Raw genomic sequence first — 16278 nt, forward strand, 5'->3', positions numbered from 1 at the left:
GGAAGGATCATGGCTGAATTCTCGTTGGATAAATCTCATATAGCGGGCGTCGTGTTGGCCGGCGGCCGTTCGCAGCGCATGGGCCGCGACAAGGCGGGCGTGATGCTCGGGGCCGAGAGCCTGCTCCGCCATGCGCTGACCCGCCTCTCGCAGCAGGCCTTGCACGTTGCCGTCAATGCCGATGCCGCCGCCGAGGACGTGCCTGTCGTTCCCGACCGTTTTCCCGGCAAGGCCGGACCGATGGCCGGCATCCATGCCGCCATGGTCTATGCCGCCGACCTGCCCTCGATCACCCATGTCGTCACCGTCTCGGTCGATTGCCCATTCTTCCCGGCCGATCTCGTCGCCCGGCTGGCGGCAGCGATCGAGCACCCGTCGCAGATCGCCATTGCCGCCTCCGAGGGCCGCAGCCATCCCGTCTTCGGGCTCTGGCCGGTGACGCTGGCCGCCGATCTCGAAGCCTGGATCGCCACCGACGAGAAGCGCCGCGTACGCGACTTCCTGTTACGACATGACGTTACGGAAGTGGCGTTTCCGCTGCATCCGACCCGTGCCAGCCTGCTCGATCCCTTCTTCAACATCAACACGCCTGATGATCTCGTCGAGGCGGAACGCTGGCTGGAGGCCCTTCGCGCATGACCGCACCGAAAATCTTCGGCATCGCCGGCTGGAAGAACTCAGGCAAGACGGGGCTCGCCGTCCGGCTGGTGACGGAGTTCACCCGCCGCGGCTACAAGATCTCGACGATCAAGCACGCCCATCATGATTTCGACATCGACAAGGTCGGAGCCGACAGCTATCGCCACCGCCAGGCCGGCGCCCACGAGGTCACCATCGTCTCCGGCACCCGCTACGCCATCATGCACGAGCTGCGCGGCGCGCCAGAACCTGAATTCGAGGAGATCCTCGCCCGCCTCGCGCCCTGCGATCTCGTGCTGATCGAAGGCTACAAGCGCGAACCGATCCCGAAGATCGAGGCCCGCCGCCTGGAGGCCGCCAATCGTGAACCGTTGGCGCCGAGCGATCCCCATATCTGCGCCATCGCCGCCGATCATGCCGTCATGGATACGGCTCTGCCGGTCTTCGATCTAGACGACACAGGCGCCATCGCCGATTTCATCGCTGACATCGTCGCCCTTGGACAGGCGAGGCTTTGAACCACCTGCATCGCCGCCGGATCTAAGAAGCGGAACCTTTTCGCTTGCCATCGCCTTGGCGATTTCCTTGGCAAGCTGAGCCTGATCATAGGGCTTTGCCAATCTCGGAAGATCGATATCCGTGCCGGCAGGAAGATCGGCGTAACCTGTCGCCAGCACCATCGGTAACCCCGGATGAATGTCACGCGCGGCCTGGGCAAGCTGTGCGCCGGTCATGCCAGGCATCGAATAGTCGGTGATGACAAGGTCGAAATGCTGACCGCTGCTGATCAGTTCCAGCGCCTGCGCGCCGGAATTTGCCTCGACGACCTCGTGGCCGAGATCTTCAAGCATGTCGACCGAACTCATGGCGATTAAGGCATCATCATCGACGAGCAGGATCTTCAGTCTTGATGCAGCTTGCGGGACGGGCAGCTCCGCCTCGGCTGGCTGCTCGGGGCGCCGTTCGGTCGCCGGAAGCCACAATTCGGCAATCGTTCCCACTCCAAGCTCGCTGGTCAGACGAAGTGCGCCGTTGAGCTGAACGGCAAGTCCGTGGATCATCGATAAGCCCAGACCCGTGCCCTTTCCGAGTTCCTTGGTCGAGAAAAACGGATCCACCGCCTTCTTCAGCGTCTCCGCGTCCATGCCGGTGCCGCTGTCGGCCACCGCCAACACAAGATAGGCTCCCTTGCCGAGAGCCTCATTGCCAGCAACCTGCTCCTTGCGCAGCGATATGGACAGCGTCCCGCCATCCGGCATCGCATCGCGGGCATTGACCGCAAGGTTGAGCAGCGCCAATTCGAGCTGGTTCGCGTCGACCAGCGCCGGCGGCAGGGTTGCCGGCAGGATGGTTTCGATGCTGATCGAGGATCCGACCGAGCGCCGCAGCAGGTCGTTCATGCCCGAGACCAGCTCGGCCAGATCGACGGGCTTGACCTGCAGATCCTGCTGTCTGGCAAAAGCCAGCAGCCGCTGCGTCAGCGCCGCCCCGCGCCGCGCGCCCTGAATCGCCCCGTCGACCAGACGCGTCGCTTTGGCATCTCCGCCAACGTGCTTGCCGAGCAACTCCAGATTTCCGAGAACGACCATCAGCAGATTGTTGAAATCGTGGGCGACGCCGCCGGTCAGTTGGCCGATCGCCTCCATCTTTTGCGATTGGCGAAGCTGCTCCTCGGCTCTTTCGCGCTGGGCGACTTCCTCGAGCAGGGTCTGGTGAGCGGCGTTGACCTCTTTGGTCCGTTCCCTCACACGTTCTTCGAGAGTTTCATTGAGCCGCCTCAGATTTTCCTCGATGGTCTTTCGGACGGTGGTATCGGAGCAGACGCCGACGAGTTTTCTGGCGGAACCATATCTGTCGGAATAAAGTTGCGCGTGGACCTCGGTCCAATGCAGCGATCCATCCGGCCAGATCGTCCTGTGCTCGATCGAATAGTCGCGTCCGGTATCGATCGTCTGGCGCAGGCGTGCCAGCACAAGATCCCGGTCGTCGGGGTGGATGCTTTCGATCAGATCGTCGCGAGTCACATCATCGTCCGGCTTTCGGCCGAAGATTGCCTTGCAGGTGGCCGAGGCGGACAGGGCCATCGAGGACAGCTCCAGCTCCCACGCCCCGAGACGACCGGCGGCGAGCGCCGTTTGCAACCGGCGCTCTCCCTCGCCCAGAGCCTCAAGCCGGGCTTGCGCCTCATATTGGCGCAGGCGCCCCTTTAATGCGGTCCGGGCAACGCTGATGAAGGAGGTCGCATGGAACGGCCTTTCCAGGAAGGTGACGTTGCCAAGAACCTCGGAAAGCCTCGCAGCGGCCGGATTTCGTTCAGGCCCGCCGCCACGCGTGGTGAGCACGATGAATGGCAGATCCGACCAGCTCGGTTGGGCCGAAACCCAGGCGGCGATCGGCTTGAGATCGCTCGAGCGAACGGCCTCTTCCGTCAAGACGCCAAGCGCGATGTCATCGCTGAGCGATGACGCGAACATAGACAGGTCGGTGGCAGCGATCGATGCCAATCCGGCTTCATCGACCAACGATCTCGCCACCCAGGCATCGCGACCGGCGGGGGTGTAGATCAATGCTTTCGGTTTTCCGGAATTAAGAATTGCCGCTATCCCCGCCATCGGTCGCGAGGAGCGGCGTTGAGGTCGCGATGAATTCGGGAACGCCGCGAAGCACGCCCTGGAACCCGACGAGAGGATCTCCGAACCTCAAGCCGGACGTGTCGATACGATACTCCCGGATGGTATCCTCGTGAAAGCCGGTCCTCTTCTTGATCACCGAGACGGCCCGCCGCACCTTTCCCGCAGCCTCGAAGTAGCGCAGCAGAATGACGGTGTCGGCGAGATAGGTGACGTCGACAGGGGCCTTCATGTCACCGACCAGCCCGTGTTGGGCAACGGTGAGAAAGGTGTTGGCCCCTTGCCTGTTCAAATATTGCAGCAGCTCATGCATATGAAGGATCAGCGAATTCTCATCCGGCATCGAAGCCTGATAACCGTTGATGCTGTCGATGATGACGGTTTTCGCATCCGACTTGTCGACGCAGCTACGCACCCGGTGGGCAAATTCGCCCGGCGACAGCTCGGCGGCATCGAGCTGTTCGATGTGGATAAGACCCGCGTTCCGCATGACTTCGAGATCCATTCCGAGCGCCTTCAGCCGCGTGAAGAGCAGGCCTAGCTCCTCGTCAAAAATGAAGGCCGCCACTTTCTCGCCGCGCGCGACCGCGGCCACCAGGAACTGAAACGAGAACGTGCTTTTGCCGGTGCCGGCAGGACCAAGGATGAGTGTGCTGGAACCTCGCTCCAGTCCACCTCCGAGAAGCAGATCGAGTTCCGGAATATTGCAGGAAATCTGATCGCGGGCGTAGCTCGACCTGTGTTCGGCGGCGACAAGCCGCGGAAAGACGACAACGCCGCCAGTCTGAATGATGAAATCGTGATAACCGCCGCGGAAGGCCTGTCCACGATATTTTATGATCCTGAGACGTCGGCGTTCGGAGCCGTAGCTCGGCGCCATCTCTTCGAGATGGATGACTCCGTGCACGACGCTATGCACCGTCTTGTCGAGCACGTCGGAGGTCAGATCATCGAGCAGAAGGACTGTCGCCCCTTGTCGGGCAAAATAATGTTTGAGCGCGAGGATCTGCCGGCGGTAGCGTAGCGAGCTTTGCGCGAGCAGCCTTATCTCCGACAGGCTGTCGAGAACCACGCGACGTGGCTTGATCCGCTCGAAAGCGGCAAAGATTTCCTTCGTCGTCTCTCCGAGTTCAAGATCCGACGAATAAAGCAGGCTTTGCTGCTGGTCGGCATCCAGCAGGCTTTCCGGAGGCACGACCTCGAAGATCTCGATATTGCCATCGATCACCATGCCATGCGATGCGGCCCCGGCCCGGAGTTCGCTCTCGGTTTCCGAAAGGGTGATGTAGAGCCCCTGCTCGCCGAGCCGCGCACCTTCGATCAGGAACTGCAGCGCGATGGTCGTCTTGCCCGCTCCCGGATTTCCCTCCAGGAGAAACACGTGCCCCGGCGAAAGGCCCCCCGCCAGAACTGTATCCAAACCGGACACGCCGGTCCGAGCTTTCGTGGCAGGTGCCGCAGTATTCATTCACTGTTTCCTTCAATTTCAAGTGTGAATTAGCGGCGAGCGATGGAATGTCAAATCGCTGGCAGGCATGATTTCGCTTCCGGCAAGAGCCGATCACCAGTGGTTCGGATATATGCCTGTCCGGGCGGCCCGAAACGGCGGGCGGTTATGCTCGATAGCGAAGTGCATCGACGAGCAGAGCAAATGCCGGCGACGTATGCCTGCGGCTCGGATAGTAGAGATGGTAACCGGAAAACGGCAGGCACCAATCCTCGAGGACGCGCACCAGCCGCCCGTCGGCAAGAGGCGCCTCAACCAAGTTCTCCGGCATGTAGGCAAGTCCCATGCCCGCCAGCACTGCGTTTAGCCGCAGGGCTATATTGTTGAAGACCAATTGCCCTTCGACGCGAACCCTGAGTTCGCGCCCGTCCTTCTCGAACTCCCATGCGTAAACGCTGCCATAGGTCGGCAGGCGTAGATTGATGCAATTGTGATCCGTAAGGTCCTGCGGCGTCAGCGGCTTCGGCCTGGTGTCGAAATAAGCGGGAGCGCCGACCACGGCCATGCGCATGTCGGGGCCGATGCGCACCGCGATCATGTCCTTCGCCACCTGTTCTCCAAGCCGCACCCCCGCATCGTAACGCTCGGCGACGATGTCAGTCAGACCGTAGTCGACGATGATCTCGACATTGATATCGGGATAATCGGGCAGCAGCTTTTGCAAGGCAGGCCAAAGGACGGCATCGGCCGCGTGCTCGCCGGCATTGATGCGAATGGTGCCTGCCGGCTTCTCCCGGAACGCGCTCAAGGCAGCCAGCTCGCTCTCGATCTCGTCGAGCCGCGGTCCGATGGAAACGAGCAGACGTTCGCCCGCCTCTGTCGGCGCGACGCTGCGGGTCGTGCGTGTCAGCAATCGCAGTCCAAGCCGCTCCTCGAGCCCGCGGATGGTGTGGCTGAGCGCCGATTGCGACACACCGAGCTTGCCCGCCGCCTTCGTGAAGCTCTGTGCGCGTGCAACGGCAAGGAAGGCGATGAGGTCGTTGACGGCGGGGCGCGGCATTTATGAAACTTTCTCATGGGTTCTTGCCGTTTATACCATCTAATCGCGACCAGGCGCACGCCCTAAATACCTTGTTGTTACTCGAGTGGACACGTCCACCCGACATCGAAAGGAAGACAAAGATGGAGATCAAGCGAAGCGGTTCGCAGCCTTCGGCCAAGGGACCAGCCGATTGGTTTACCGGCAGCGTGCGTGTCGACCCGCTGTTTGCCGTGACCAGCCCCGCACGTGCGGCTGGCGCCAGCGTCACCTTCGAGCCCGGAGCCCGCACCGCCTGGCACACTCATCCGCTCGGCCAGACGCTGATCGTCACATCGGGCTTCGGTCGCGTGCAGCGCGAAGGCGGTCCCGTCGAGGACATCCGCGCCGGCGACGTCGTCTCGTTCGCACCGGCTGAACGCCATTGGCACGGCGCATCGCCGACGACGGCGGTGACCCATATCGCCATCCAGGAACAGCTCGACGGCAAGGTCGTCGACTGGATGGAGCATGTCACCGACACGCAATACCAAGGTTAGAAAAGGAAATTTCTATGCAGAAGCGTGTACTTGGAAAGAGCGGACTTCAAGTCTCGGCCATCGGTCTCGGCTGCATGGGGCTGAGTTACGGCTATGGCCCGGCGACAGATATTCAGGAAGCGACCACACTGATCCGGCGGGCATTTGAACGCGGCGTGACCTTCTTCGACACGGCCGAGGCCTACGGCCCCTATAAGAACGAAGAGCTTCTGGGAGAGGCCCTCGCCCCCTTCCGCGAGGAGGTGGTGATCGCCACGAAATTCGGTTTCAACTTCGATGCCAATGGCGGCCAGAGCGGCATGAACAGCCGGCCCGAGCAGATACGCGCGGTGGCCGACCAGGCGCTGAGGCGTTTGAAGACTGATGTCATCGATCTCTTCTACCAGCATCGCGTCGATCCCGATGTTCCGATCGAGGATGTCGCCGGCACGGTCAAGGCGCTGATCGCGGAAGGCAAGGTCAGACATTTCGGCCTCTCGGAAGCGGGCGCCCAGACGATCCGCCGCGCCCATGCCGTCCAGCCGGTGGCGGCGTTGCAGAGCGAATATTCGCTGTGGTGGCGCGAACCAGAGCAGGAAATCCTGCCGACGCTTGAAGAGCTCGGCATCGGTTTCGTGCCCTTCAGCCCGCTCGGCAAGGGCTTTCTGACTGGCGCGATCAGTGAAACGACCACCTTCGACAGCAAGGATTTCCGCCACGTCGTGCCGCGCTTTTCTCAGGAGGCGCGAAAAGCCAACCAGACACTCGTCGATCGTCTCGGAGAAATCGCCGCCCGCAAAAAGGCCACCTCCGCCCAAGTGGCTCTCGCATGGCTGCTGGCGCAGAAGCCCTGGATCGTGCCGATTCCCGGCACCACCAAGCTGCATCGCCTCGAGGAGAACATCCAGTCCGCCGAGATCGAACTGACGGCCGAGGATCTCCGTAGCATCGAAAGCGCGCTCGCCACGATCAAGGTGGAAGGTGATCGTTATCCCGCCCATCTGCAGGCAAGGGTCAACCGCTAAAAGCGGCCGAAAGACCGTCAGGGCGATCTCTCATCCGAACACGAGAAGCGAAGCGACCACAGTCACCTGCGGCCGCTTCTTCATCGATTGCATCATCGTCTCGGTGTCCGCGCATTTTCCCGGAAAGCCGGTATCGCCTCCAGCCTGGCGACAATCTCGGCGATATTGGGCCATCGGGCGAGATCGAAGCCGAGGCGCCGGGCGCTGATCGCCTGCGGGAAGAGAAAGATCTCGGCAATACCAGGCTGATCCGCAACAGCGAAAGCTCCCTGCCTGCGGCCGCCGATCATCGTCTCGACCGCGGCCATTCCTTCACCGACCCAATGACGATTCCAGGCAGTAATGGCATCGGCATCCGCCTGGAAGACCTTGCCGAGATGCAGACCGATCCGCGGCGGCAGCAGCGCGTGGATCTCGGCTGCGATCGCAAGCGCGATCGACCGCGCCTGCGCCCGGTCTTCCGCGGTGTCAGGCAATAGCGGCGGTTCAGGCTTTATCTCATCGAGATATTCGACGATCGCCAGCGACTGGGTAATGAGGACGCCACTATCCGTCAGCAAGGCGGGCACGAGCCCCTGCGGATTGATACTGCGATATCCGGCCTGCCGGCTCTCGGAATTTTCGCCGAGGATGGTGACCGGCAGCGCTTCGGCCGTCAATCCTTTCAGGGCGAGTGCGATGCGGACTCGAGATGTCGCCGAGGAAATTTCGTTCTGATAGAGTTTCACTGTCTTTCTCCCTGGTGATCTAAAAGAACAGCTGGAGCGACGGCTGCTCCCCTGAGGATGAAGCTGCGGATGCCGCCGTCACGAGGCCGGCAAGCGGCGACGGCTCCTGTGAGCTTACATCGTAGATGCAGGGCGCTGCGAAAATCGTCGCCCCCAGAATGCAGATCATCATCAGTCTCATTATTTCCTCCATCGACGAGGCCCGACCGGCCTCGTCATGTTTCCTTTTGGCGATCGATCCCATCTGTCAGGCAATGCTCAATTCGACATTGATATTGCCGCGGGTTGCTTTCGAATAGGGGCAGGTCCGGTGCGCTTCATCCACAAGCGCCCTTGCCAGATCCGCTTCGATGCCCGGCAGGCTGACCTTGAGGCGAGCCTGTAGGAAATAGTCGCCGTCGGTCGCCCCGAGATCGACCTCGGCGTTGACGGCGGCATCTGCAGGAAGCTTGACCTTCAGCTTGCCGGCAGCAATGCCGATCGCGCCGATGAAGCAGGCAGACCAGCCGGCGGCGAAAAGCTGTTCGGGATTGGTGCCGGCACGGTTGCTGCCCGGAGGCGAAAGCTTGATATCAAGCTGCCCGTCGTCGCTGTGCGACGCGCCGTCGCGCCCGCCCGTCGTGTGGGTCTTGCCGGTATAGAGAACCTTGTCGATCTTTGTCATGAAACACTCCTTTGTTGCGTCGCTAAGGCGACTGGCCGCGGTGCGCGGCCGGGTTGACGGAGTGTGGTTTGACCGACGGATATATCCGCCATGTTTCCAAAATCGCCCGAAATGTCACAAAGCGTAGCATCCGATATCGAGGACAACTTCGCATACAAAACGTCTCGAAATTTCGCGGCGTGCGCCGATGTCAGCGGATAGTGATTTCCGCCGCCAGCCCACCGCCGGCGCGATTGTAGAGCCGGAGCGACCCACCGATCTTGGCCGTCAGTTGCTGGGCAATCGCAAGACCCAGACCGGTGCCGCCGGTCTCCCGGTTGCGGGATTGCTCCAGCCGGAAGAAAGGCTGCATGGCCGCCTCCAGCATATCGTCGGGGATTCCAGGCCCACGGTCCATAATCGTGATGACGATATCGTTCTCGGCGCTACGCTCGACGCCGATCTCGGCGGCGCCGGCAAACTTCAGCGCATTGTCGATGAAGTTCGATAGGATGCGGCGGAGAGCATGCGGCTTGGTGAAGGCGGCACCCTGAACCAGGCCGACGACTGTGACGGCCTTTCCGGTATCCTGGTAGTCGTAGGCTATGCTGTCGATGAACGAGGCGAGATCGATGCGGGCACTCTTCTCGCCATTGCCATGCGCACTGCGTGCATAGGCAATGCCGTCCTGAACGAGGCGCTGGATCTCGGCGAGATCGTGCACCAGCTTGTCTTTCTCCGGCGAATCCTCCGCCATGTCGGCGCGCAGCCGCATGCGGGTGATCGGCGTCTGCAGGTCATGCGAGATTGCCGCCAATATCTGAACGCGCTCTTCGAGATAATGAGCGATCCTTTCCCGCATCGCATTGAACGCCCGTGCCGCATGCGCGACTTCCCTCGGCCCCGCCTCGCTCAAAGCGGGACCGTCCTTGTTCGGGTCGAGGGAATCGGCGGCGGCGGCAAGCTCGCCGAGCGGCCGGATCGCCTGGCGAACCGCAAACCAGGTACAGAGGATGAGCAGCGCCATCTGGATGACGAAGACGTAAGGCAGCCATGCGGCGATCGGCATGACGCCCTTCGGCGTGACGTCGATCGTCAAGGGGCTTCCGTCGCTCAGCGTCAAATGCGCCTGCAATCGGTTCACATCGCCAGGAATCCGTTCGATCCGGATTGGAAAGCGGTGCCCGATAGCCTCCTCGATCTTTCCTGAGATTTCCGCCCCTTTGCTTGACGTGTCAGGCACGCCGGGAAGGCCGGGTCCGAGCACGAAACGGTAATTGCCGCGGCTCAGCCGGTCGAGCAGGTCGCCGCGTTCGCCTGGCGGAAGCCGATCGAGAACCGCAATCGATGTTGCCACGTCATTTTCCAGCGTGCCGAGCATCACCGCCTTGGCCGACATGTACCGCTCCATATAGAGCACACTGAACGACAGACCGTAGGCGAAGGCCAATCCGATCAGCAGGATCAGGAAGATCCGCGACCGCAACGTGCTCGGCCACGTCAAGCCCGAACGCAAGGGGATTGCCGCCTTCATTGGCGCGGCTCCGATATTTCGACCGGGACCGAAAACACATAGCCTTCGCTGCGCACCGTCTTGATATAGGTCGGTTCGCGCGCATCGTCGCCCAGCCGCTGACGAAGGCGGCTGACCAGAAGATCGATCGAGCGATCGAAGAGATCGGCGTCGCGGCCCTGCGTCAGGCTCAGAAGCTGGTCGCGATTGAGCACCCGCTGCGGATGGTCGATGAAGACGCGGAGCAGACGGTATTCGGCGCCGCTGAGCGCAATCGCGGTCCCTTCCCTGTCGAGAAGATGCCGGGCGACCGTATCGAGCCGCCAGTCGCCAAAGCTCAGCAATTGCCCGGCCTCGCTGATCTGCAGGTTGGGCGGCAACATCCGCGTGCGCCGCAGCACCGCCTTGATGCGGGCGAGAAGCTCACGCGCAGCAAAGGGCTTGGGAAGATAATCATCGGCGCCCATCTCCAGCCCGAGGATTCTGTCCATCTCGTCGGTGCGGGCCGTCAGCATCAGGATCGGGATCGCCTTGTGCCGGCCGGCGCGCAATTCGCGGCAGAGCACCAGCCCGTCATCGCCGGGCATCATCACATCGAGCACAATCAGGTCGACCGCATTGGCTTCGACAAAACTGCGCATCTGCCGTCCGTCGGCAGCAACGCTCGTGCGCAGGCCATTCTTCTGCAGGTAGCCCGATACCAGCTCGCGGATTTCGCGATCGTCATCGACGATCAGGATGTGATCGACATGATCCATATTTCCCTGTTCCTTATCGATAGAAGCGGCCGCGCCGGTCGCTCCGTTCCTGACCGAAGCGACAGACGCGACCTACACATATTCCGCTGGCCGGAGCAACGAGGCGCTGCAACCGGCATCGTCGACCTAGAAACGATCGACGTCTATGACCGCCTGCGCAAAAGCCTGCGGCGCTTCCTGAGGCAGGTTATGGCCGATGCCGCCGCCGATCGTGCGATGCTCGTATTTTCCGGAGAATTTTCCGGCATAGGCGGAAGGCTGCGGATGCGGCGCACCGTTTGCATCGCCCTCCATGGTGATGGTCGGTGCCGAAATGACAGGCGTTGCGGCGAGCGTCGTCTCGTAGGCATCGTACTTGGCCTCGCCTTCGACAAGCCCGAGGCGCCAGCGATAATTGTGAATGACGATCGCGACGTGGTCGGGATTGTCGAAGGCAGCGGCCGACCTGTCGAATGTCGCATCGTCGAAGTTCCACTTCGGCGATGCCGTCTGCCAGATTAGCTTTGCGAAATCATGGGTGTTGCTCTCGTATCCCTGACGACCGCGTTCGGTGGCGAAATAGAACTGGTACCACCAAGCGAGTTCGGCTTTCGGTGGAAGCGGCTTCTTGTTGGCCTCCTGGCTACCGATCAGGTAGCCGCTTACAGATACCATCGCCTTACAGCGCTCGGGCCAGAGCGCCGCCATGATGTTGGCGGTCCGCCCGCCCCAGTCGTATCCGGCAATGACGGCCTTCTCGATATCCAGCGCATCGAGGAGCGCGATCATGTCGGCGGCGAGCGCTGACGGCTGGCCGTTGCGCGGTGTCTGATCGTCCAGGAAGCGGGTCGTCCCGTAACCGCGCAGATAAGGCACAATCACCCTGTAGCCCGCCGCGGCAAGCAGGGGCGCGACATCGACGAAACTATAGATGTCATAGGGCCAGCCATGCAGCAGCAATACGACAGGGGCATCCGCCTTGCCCGCTTCGGCGTAGCCGATGTCGAGCACGCCTGCCTTGACCTGCTTCAGCGCTTCGAAGGACGTGTTGGTTCCGGGCTTTATAGCTGGCACCGAAGCGGCCGTCGCAGACGACTGGGCTGCGGCCGTGCCGGCCACGCCGAATTCGACCGCCGCAAGGGCGATTGCCGTCATGCCGAAGAAACGGCGGCGGTGATGGTTGATTTGCTCTGACATCGGTCTCTCCTGTCGAATGGATCACGGTCGCGAAAAGGCGCTCTACTTGTATCCCCGATATGTCGCAAGCAACCGTTTTTTGAATGCGGATGTAGCTTCCGGCCGCCTAGATACATTCCGATACAATCGCGCTGCCTCAGCAAGCGGTCACATTGGCCGCAGCCGTTTCCTCGCCACCGCGGCAGTTTGTATCGCTTTGTATCGCCGCCGCCCTACCCCGACACTTCGGTACATTTTTCCGCAAAGCCGGACACATCGGGGATACTTCACACCGGCCATATCCCCGCCGTTGCTGGTTCAGGCCCCATCGCCGCCCAGAGCCCGATCAATCGGTTTCAAAGGAAACGATGATGACACTACTGATCATTGCCTATCTCGGAGGCGCGCTGACGATCCTCAGCCCGTGCATCCTCCCCATCCTCCCCTTTGTCTTCGCCCGCGCCGGACAGCCCTTCGTCAGGAGCACGCTGCCGATGCTGGCGGGTATGGCCGCCACCTTCGCGATGGTCGCCACACTGGCCGCAGTTGGCGGCAGCTGGGCCATTCGCGCCAATGAATATGGCCGGCTTGCCGCCATCGTCCTGCTTGCCCTCTTTGGCGCAAGCCTGCTTTCACCGCGTTTCGCAAGCACGCTTGCCCGGCCGATCGTCGACCTTGGCAACAATCTCATCAACGCCACCGGCGGCGGGCGCGGCACCACGACAGTGAAGAGCGCGCTTCTTCTCGGCGTCGCCACCGGACTGCTCTGGGCGCCCTGCGCCGGTCCGATCCTCGGCCTTGTGCTGACCGGAGCTGCATTGCAGGGCGCTAATCTGCAAACGACCTTCCTGCTGATCGCCTATGCCGCTGGTGCTGCAAGTTCGCTTGCCGTCGCCCTGCTTGTCGGCGGCCAGATATTCACCGCCATGAAGCGTTCGCTCGGCATTGGCGACAGGATTCGTCAGGGGCTCGGCGCTGCCGTGCTGGCGGGCGTCGCCGTCATCGCGCTCGGCCTCGACACCAGCCTGCTCGCCCGGCTCTCCTATGCCAGCACCGCATCGCTGGAACAGGCCGTGCTCGACAGGCTGCATGCAAAGCCGCTCAGCGGCGCATCTTCCGAGCTGGCGAGCAACGAGGTGATGATCGCCGCAGCCGATGCGAAGAACCCCTTCCGTAGCGACTTGCCCGTCGAAGGCCACGCCCCTTCGCTCGCTGGCGCGGTCGAATGGCTGAACTCTGAGCCTCTCACCACGGAACAACTGCGGGGCAAGGTCGTGCTCGTCGACTTCTGGACCTATTCCTGCATCAACTGCATTCGTACCATCCCCTATGTCAGGGCCTGGGCCGAAAAATATGCGGATCAGGGTCTCGTGGTGATCGGCGTCCACGCCCCGGAATTTGCCTTCGAAAAGAAGGTCGACAACGTCAGGAAGGCGATCGGCGACTTCCAGATCGGCTATCCCGTTGCGATCGACAATGATTACAGCATCTGGCGCGCCTTCCAGAACAGCTACTGGCCTGCCGCCTATCTGATCGATGCCAAGGGCCAGATCCGCTACCACCATTTCGGCGAAGGCAATTACAACAGGACCGAAAAAGCCATTCAGGACCTGCTGCGCGAAGCCGGCAGCGAAATGGCGGCAAGCGCGCCGGTCGTGCCGGATGCCAAGGGCGTGGAAGCAGGTCCTGATCTCGGCAATATCCGCTCCGGCGAGACCTATCTCGGCTACGAACAGGCGGCGAACTTCACCTCTCCCGAGGGATTGAAAGCCGACGCCGCGCGCAACTATTCGATCGCCGAGCCTGACCTCAACGGCTGGGGCCTGTCGGGAACCTGGATTGTCGGCAGGGATCAGGCAACGCTTGATCAGCCGGGCGGCGGCATCACCTATCGCTTCAGCGCCCGCGATCTGCATCTCGTTCTTGGGCCTGGCGCCGGCGACAAGCCGATCCGCTTCCAGGTGAAGATCGACGGCAAGGCGCCAGGGCCCGACCACGGCTCCGACATCGATGCCGATGGCAACGGCACGGTGACCGCAACAAGGCTCTACCAGCTCGTCCGCCAATCCGGCACGGTCGTTGCCCGCAACTTCGAGATCCGCTTCCTCGATCCCGGCGTGCAGGCTTACGCCTTCACATTCGGCTGAACCTGAAACGCATCAATATCCCGATCACCAACAATGACCAAAGGAGTGATAGTCATGAACAAACGTCTTCTTTTCACCGCAGCCCTTGCCTTTGCCACCACCGCCATCGCGTTCGCAGCCGAGGCTGCCGCGGTCAAGAACATCGTGATCGTCCACGGCGCGCTGGCCGACGGATCGGGATGGCGCAAGGCGACGGACATTCTCGAGAAGCGCGGCTTCAACGTCACCATCGTCCAGCAGCCCATCACCTCGCTCAACGACGATGTGGCGGCGACCAAGCGGGTTCTCGACCTTCAGGGCGGACCGGTCCTGCTCGTCGGCCACAGCTACGGCGGCATGGTCATCACCGAAGCCGGCAACGATCCCGCGGTGGCCGGCCTGGTCTATGTCGCGGCATTCCAGCCCGACAAGGGCGAAAGCCTGCTGAGCCTCGCCAGCTCGAAGCCCGCTGGCAGCATGGATATAAAGGAAACGAAGGACGGCAAATATCTCTATCTCGATCCGGGCGCCTTCGCCGCGGATTTCGCAGCCGACCTTCCGCAAGCCGAAGCCGATTTCATGGCAAAGTCACAGGTCTTCGCCGCAAAGCAGGCATTCTCCGCCAAAATCACTCAGCCGGCATGGCGGACGAAGAAAAGCTGGTCGATCGTCGCCACCGAGGATCGCTCCATCAACCCCGAGCTGGAACGCGACATGGCAAAACGCGCCGGAAGCGAGGTGACTGAAATCAAGGCAAGCCACGCCGTCTTCGCATCCCAACCGGAAAAGGTCGCCGATGCGATCGAAACGGCAGCAAGGAAAGCCGGCGAGTAGCACGCGCAGCCAGGAATGTCCTAAGCAGTCGCGCGCATGAAGCCTCTGGTCGGAGGGCCACCCGACCAGAGGCATAGCGAAGTCGCCCCTGCCGGCCGAAATGTCGATCTCGTCGTCCCCGCATCCCGCAGCCGAAGCCGGGCACCTTTTATGCGGCCTTGTGACTATTCCATCAAAAAAATGGAAGATCAGTCACAAATTCTCATTTCAAATTGCGGAGTTTCTCTATATAAAATTGCGACGATATCCCATGTTCGCGCGACCGGCTGGTGCAGAAGCTGTATCTCGGCGCAGATGCCGAATCGTGAATCGAGGAGCAAACGAGATGGGAATGGCAGTCCCTTGTTAAATATTCATCAGACACTATTCCAGTGTAAACGATAAGGGAGACACGCGATATGGATAGTCGCAGGGGCCGGCGCATAGCAGTCTTATCCGAGGCCCTTTCACAACATCGCATTCTGCACATCAAGAATGCTGCCGAGATACTGGGCGTCTCAGAGATGACGGTTCGGCGTGATGTCAGTGCGAATGCAGACCAATTCGCGTTCCTCGGCGGTCATATCGTTGCGGCTATCGAAGCGGAAAACGATCCCTATGAAATTTCCAGGGCAGCCGACAGTCATGCCACTGCAAAACGGCAAGTTTGCACACAAGCCATTGATTACATTCACGATGATGACACGGTTTTTTTCGATTGCGGCACCACGCTACCCTATCTGGTCGATCTCCTCCCAGACCAGATTCACATAACGGCGATCTGTTACGCCATGAATGTCGCTGATCGTCTGACGCGAAAACCCAACGTTCGCCTTGTTATGCTCGGTGGTCTTTACCATCCCGCATCGGCGAGCTTTTCCGGTGCCACGGGGCTGGAAATGCTCGATCAGCTTGTGATCAACGTGGCATTTCTTTCTGCAGCCGGTGTCGATGCCCGGCGTGGCGCGACCTGCGCGCATTTTCACGAAGCGGAGATCAAGAAAAAGGCGATGTCCCGGGCACGAAAGAATATTCTTCTCGCCGACAGCAGCAAAATCGGCAAGCTCAAGCCGGCCTTTTTCAGCGACATGAAGTCGTTCGATGTGGTCATCACCGAAAACGGCATGAACGATTTCGATTGAGAAATCCGCATTTTTTCTGTGTCTGTCGAAATCTAAACTTGACGCAGCGGCACGGTGATGCAAACCTCACAAACAGTGAAAAAAAAATCACATTTGAGCCAG

At 61.1% G+C, this 16278-nt stretch carries 16 protein-coding genes; 7 read left to right on the plus strand and 9 right to left on the minus strand.

All coding sequences use genetic code 11. The annotated features are described in order from the left end of the window. Positions 1 to 9: 9 nt before the first annotated feature. Positions 10 to 639, plus strand: coding sequence for a molybdenum cofactor guanylyltransferase MobA (mobA, locus tag RL_RS14090; RefSeq protein WP_011652261.1), 630 nt, complete (start codon positions 10 to 12; stop codon positions 637 to 639). Then, positions 636 to 1157 (plus strand): molybdopterin-guanine dinucleotide biosynthesis protein B, encoded by a 522-nt coding sequence (gene mobB / locus RL_RS14095; RefSeq protein WP_011652262.1) that lies wholly within the window; start codon positions 636 to 638, stop codon positions 1155 to 1157. Before mobA ends, mobB begins: the two co-directional genes overlap by 4 nt. On the opposite strand, the gene RL_RS14100 is transcribed toward mobB, so the two are convergent. The 3 genes from RL_RS14100 to RL_RS14110 all read right to left on the minus strand — a co-directional run bounded on the left by RL_RS14100 (position 1089) and on the right by RL_RS14110 (position 5776). After that, entirely contained in the window at positions 1089 to 3251 is a 2163-nt protein-coding gene (locus RL_RS14100) for a PAS domain-containing hybrid sensor histidine kinase/response regulator (RefSeq protein ID WP_011652263.1), read from the minus strand. The two genes, mobB and RL_RS14100, sit on opposite strands and share 69 nt — an antisense overlap. Then, positions 3226 to 4737, minus strand: a complete 1512-nt coding sequence (locus RL_RS14105) for an ATPase domain-containing protein (RefSeq protein ID WP_011652264.1) — start codon at positions 4735 to 4737, stop codon at positions 3226 to 3228. The genes RL_RS14100 and RL_RS14105 overlap by 26 nt, the downstream gene beginning before the upstream one ends. Before the next feature lie 145 nt (positions 4738 to 4882). Then, on the minus strand, positions 4883 to 5776 hold the full coding sequence (locus tag RL_RS14110; RefSeq protein ID WP_011652265.1) for a LysR family transcriptional regulator: 894 nt from the start codon (positions 5774 to 5776) through the stop codon (positions 4883 to 4885). Between the two features lie 122 nt (positions 5777 to 5898). Here RL_RS14110 and RL_RS14115 point away from each other — a divergent pair, with 122 nt between their 5' ends. Both RL_RS14115 and RL_RS14120 read left to right on the plus strand, forming a co-directional pair. Then, positions 5899 to 6294: a (R)-mandelonitrile lyase gene (locus tag RL_RS14115; protein ID WP_011652266.1), complete on the plus strand. Its 396-nt coding sequence runs from the start codon at positions 5899 to 5901 to the stop codon at positions 6292 to 6294. Positions 6295 to 6308: 14 nt separating this feature from the next. Then, complete coding sequence (locus RL_RS14120) at positions 6309 to 7298, plus strand: aldo/keto reductase (RefSeq protein ID WP_011652267.1); 990 nt, start codon at positions 6309 to 6311, stop codon at positions 7296 to 7298. Between the two features lie 92 nt (positions 7299 to 7390). On the opposite strand, the gene maiA is transcribed toward RL_RS14120, so the two are convergent. The 6 genes from maiA to RL_RS14145 form a co-directional block, all read right to left on the minus strand. After that, entirely contained in the window at positions 7391 to 8026 is a 636-nt protein-coding gene (gene maiA, locus RL_RS14125) for a maleylacetoacetate isomerase (protein ID WP_011652268.1), read from the minus strand. Between the two features lie 19 nt (positions 8027 to 8045). Then, on the minus strand, positions 8046 to 8207 hold the full coding sequence (locus tag RL_RS40155; RefSeq protein ID WP_165422416.1) for a hypothetical protein: 162 nt from the start codon (positions 8205 to 8207) through the stop codon (positions 8046 to 8048). Positions 8208 to 8273: 66 nt separating this feature from the next. Beyond that, complete coding sequence (locus RL_RS14130; RefSeq protein ID WP_011652269.1) at positions 8274 to 8690, minus strand: organic hydroperoxide resistance protein; 417 nt, start codon at positions 8688 to 8690, stop codon at positions 8274 to 8276. A 190-nt stretch (positions 8691 to 8880) separates the two neighbouring features. Then, positions 8881 to 10203: an ATP-binding protein gene (locus RL_RS14135; protein ID WP_028741188.1), complete on the minus strand. Its 1323-nt coding sequence runs from the start codon at positions 10201 to 10203 to the stop codon at positions 8881 to 8883. Continuing rightward, the gene (locus RL_RS14140) at positions 10200 to 10940 is read right to left on the minus strand and encodes a response regulator (RefSeq protein WP_011652271.1); all 741 of its coding nucleotides are present in this window, start codon (positions 10938 to 10940) and stop codon (positions 10200 to 10202) included. The genes RL_RS14135 and RL_RS14140 overlap by 4 nt, the downstream gene beginning before the upstream one ends. A gap of 126 nt (positions 10941 to 11066) precedes the next feature. Further along, on the minus strand, positions 11067 to 12116 hold the full coding sequence (locus tag RL_RS14145; protein ID WP_011652272.1) for an alpha/beta fold hydrolase: 1050 nt from the start codon (positions 12114 to 12116) through the stop codon (positions 11067 to 11069). 350 nt (positions 12117 to 12466) lie between these two features. On the opposite strand from RL_RS14145, the gene RL_RS14150 reads away from it, so the two are divergent. From RL_RS14150 to RL_RS14160, 3 genes are all read left to right on the plus strand, one after another. Beyond that, entirely contained in the window at positions 12467 to 14242 is a 1776-nt protein-coding gene (locus RL_RS14150) for a cytochrome c biogenesis protein DipZ (RefSeq protein ID WP_028741187.1), read from the plus strand. A gap of 54 nt (positions 14243 to 14296) precedes the next feature. Continuing rightward, positions 14297 to 15055: an alpha/beta fold hydrolase gene (locus tag RL_RS14155; RefSeq protein ID WP_011652274.1), complete on the plus strand. Its 759-nt coding sequence runs from the start codon at positions 14297 to 14299 to the stop codon at positions 15053 to 15055. A gap of 398 nt (positions 15056 to 15453) precedes the next feature. Then, positions 15454 to 16176 carry a DeoR family transcriptional regulator gene (locus RL_RS14160; RefSeq protein ID WP_011652275.1) on the plus strand — a complete coding sequence of 241 codons (723 nt, stop codon included), beginning with the start codon at positions 15454 to 15456 and terminating at the stop codon, positions 16174 to 16176. Positions 16177 to 16278 lie beyond the last annotated feature (102 nt).

The organism is Rhizobium johnstonii 3841, assembly GCF_000009265.1.
Taxonomy (GTDB): Bacteria; Pseudomonadota; Alphaproteobacteria; order Rhizobiales; family Rhizobiaceae; genus Rhizobium; species Rhizobium acaciae.

Bases quoted from the DNA above. Each gene is read 5' to 3' on its own strand.
- RL_RS14150 (WP_028741187.1), top strand. From the start codon at position 12,467: ATGACACTACTGATCATTGCCTATCTCGGAGGCGCGCTGACGATCCTC.
- RL_RS14130 (WP_011652269.1), bottom strand. From the start codon at position 8,690: ATGACAAAGATCGACAAGGTTCTCTATACCGGCAAGACCCACACGACG.
- RL_RS14110 (WP_011652265.1), bottom strand. From the start codon at position 5,776: ATGCCGCGCCCCGCCGTCAACGACCTCATCGCCTTCCTTGCCGTTGCA.
- mobB (WP_011652262.1), top strand. From the start codon at position 636: ATGACCGCACCGAAAATCTTCGGCATCGCCGGCTGGAAGAACTCAGGC.
- RL_RS14160 (WP_011652275.1), top strand. From the start codon at position 15,454: ATGGATAGTCGCAGGGGCCGGCGCATAGCAGTCTTATCCGAGGCCCTT.
- mobA (WP_011652261.1), top strand. From the start codon at position 10: ATGGCTGAATTCTCGTTGGATAAATCTCATATAGCGGGCGTCGTGTTG.
- RL_RS14155 (WP_011652274.1), top strand. From the start codon at position 14,297: ATGAACAAACGTCTTCTTTTCACCGCAGCCCTTGCCTTTGCCACCACC.
- RL_RS14115 (WP_011652266.1), top strand. From the start codon at position 5,899: ATGGAGATCAAGCGAAGCGGTTCGCAGCCTTCGGCCAAGGGACCAGCC.
- RL_RS14100 (WP_011652263.1), bottom strand. From the start codon at position 3,251: ATGGCGGGGATAGCGGCAATTCTTAATTCCGGAAAACCGAAAGCATTG.
- RL_RS14140 (WP_011652271.1), bottom strand. From the start codon at position 10,940: ATGGATCATGTCGATCACATCCTGATCGTCGATGACGATCGCGAAATC.
- RL_RS14145 (WP_011652272.1), bottom strand. From the start codon at position 12,116: ATGTCAGAGCAAATCAACCATCACCGCCGCCGTTTCTTCGGCATGACG.
- RL_RS40155 (WP_165422416.1), bottom strand. From the start codon at position 8,207: ATGAGACTGATGATGATCTGCATTCTGGGGGCGACGATTTTCGCAGCG.
- RL_RS14135 (WP_028741188.1), bottom strand. From the start codon at position 10,203: ATGAAGGCGGCAATCCCCTTGCGTTCGGGCTTGACGTGGCCGAGCACG.
- RL_RS14105 (WP_011652264.1), bottom strand. From the start codon at position 4,737: ATGAATACTGCGGCACCTGCCACGAAAGCTCGGACCGGCGTGTCCGGT.
- RL_RS14120 (WP_011652267.1), top strand. From the start codon at position 6,309: ATGCAGAAGCGTGTACTTGGAAAGAGCGGACTTCAAGTCTCGGCCATC.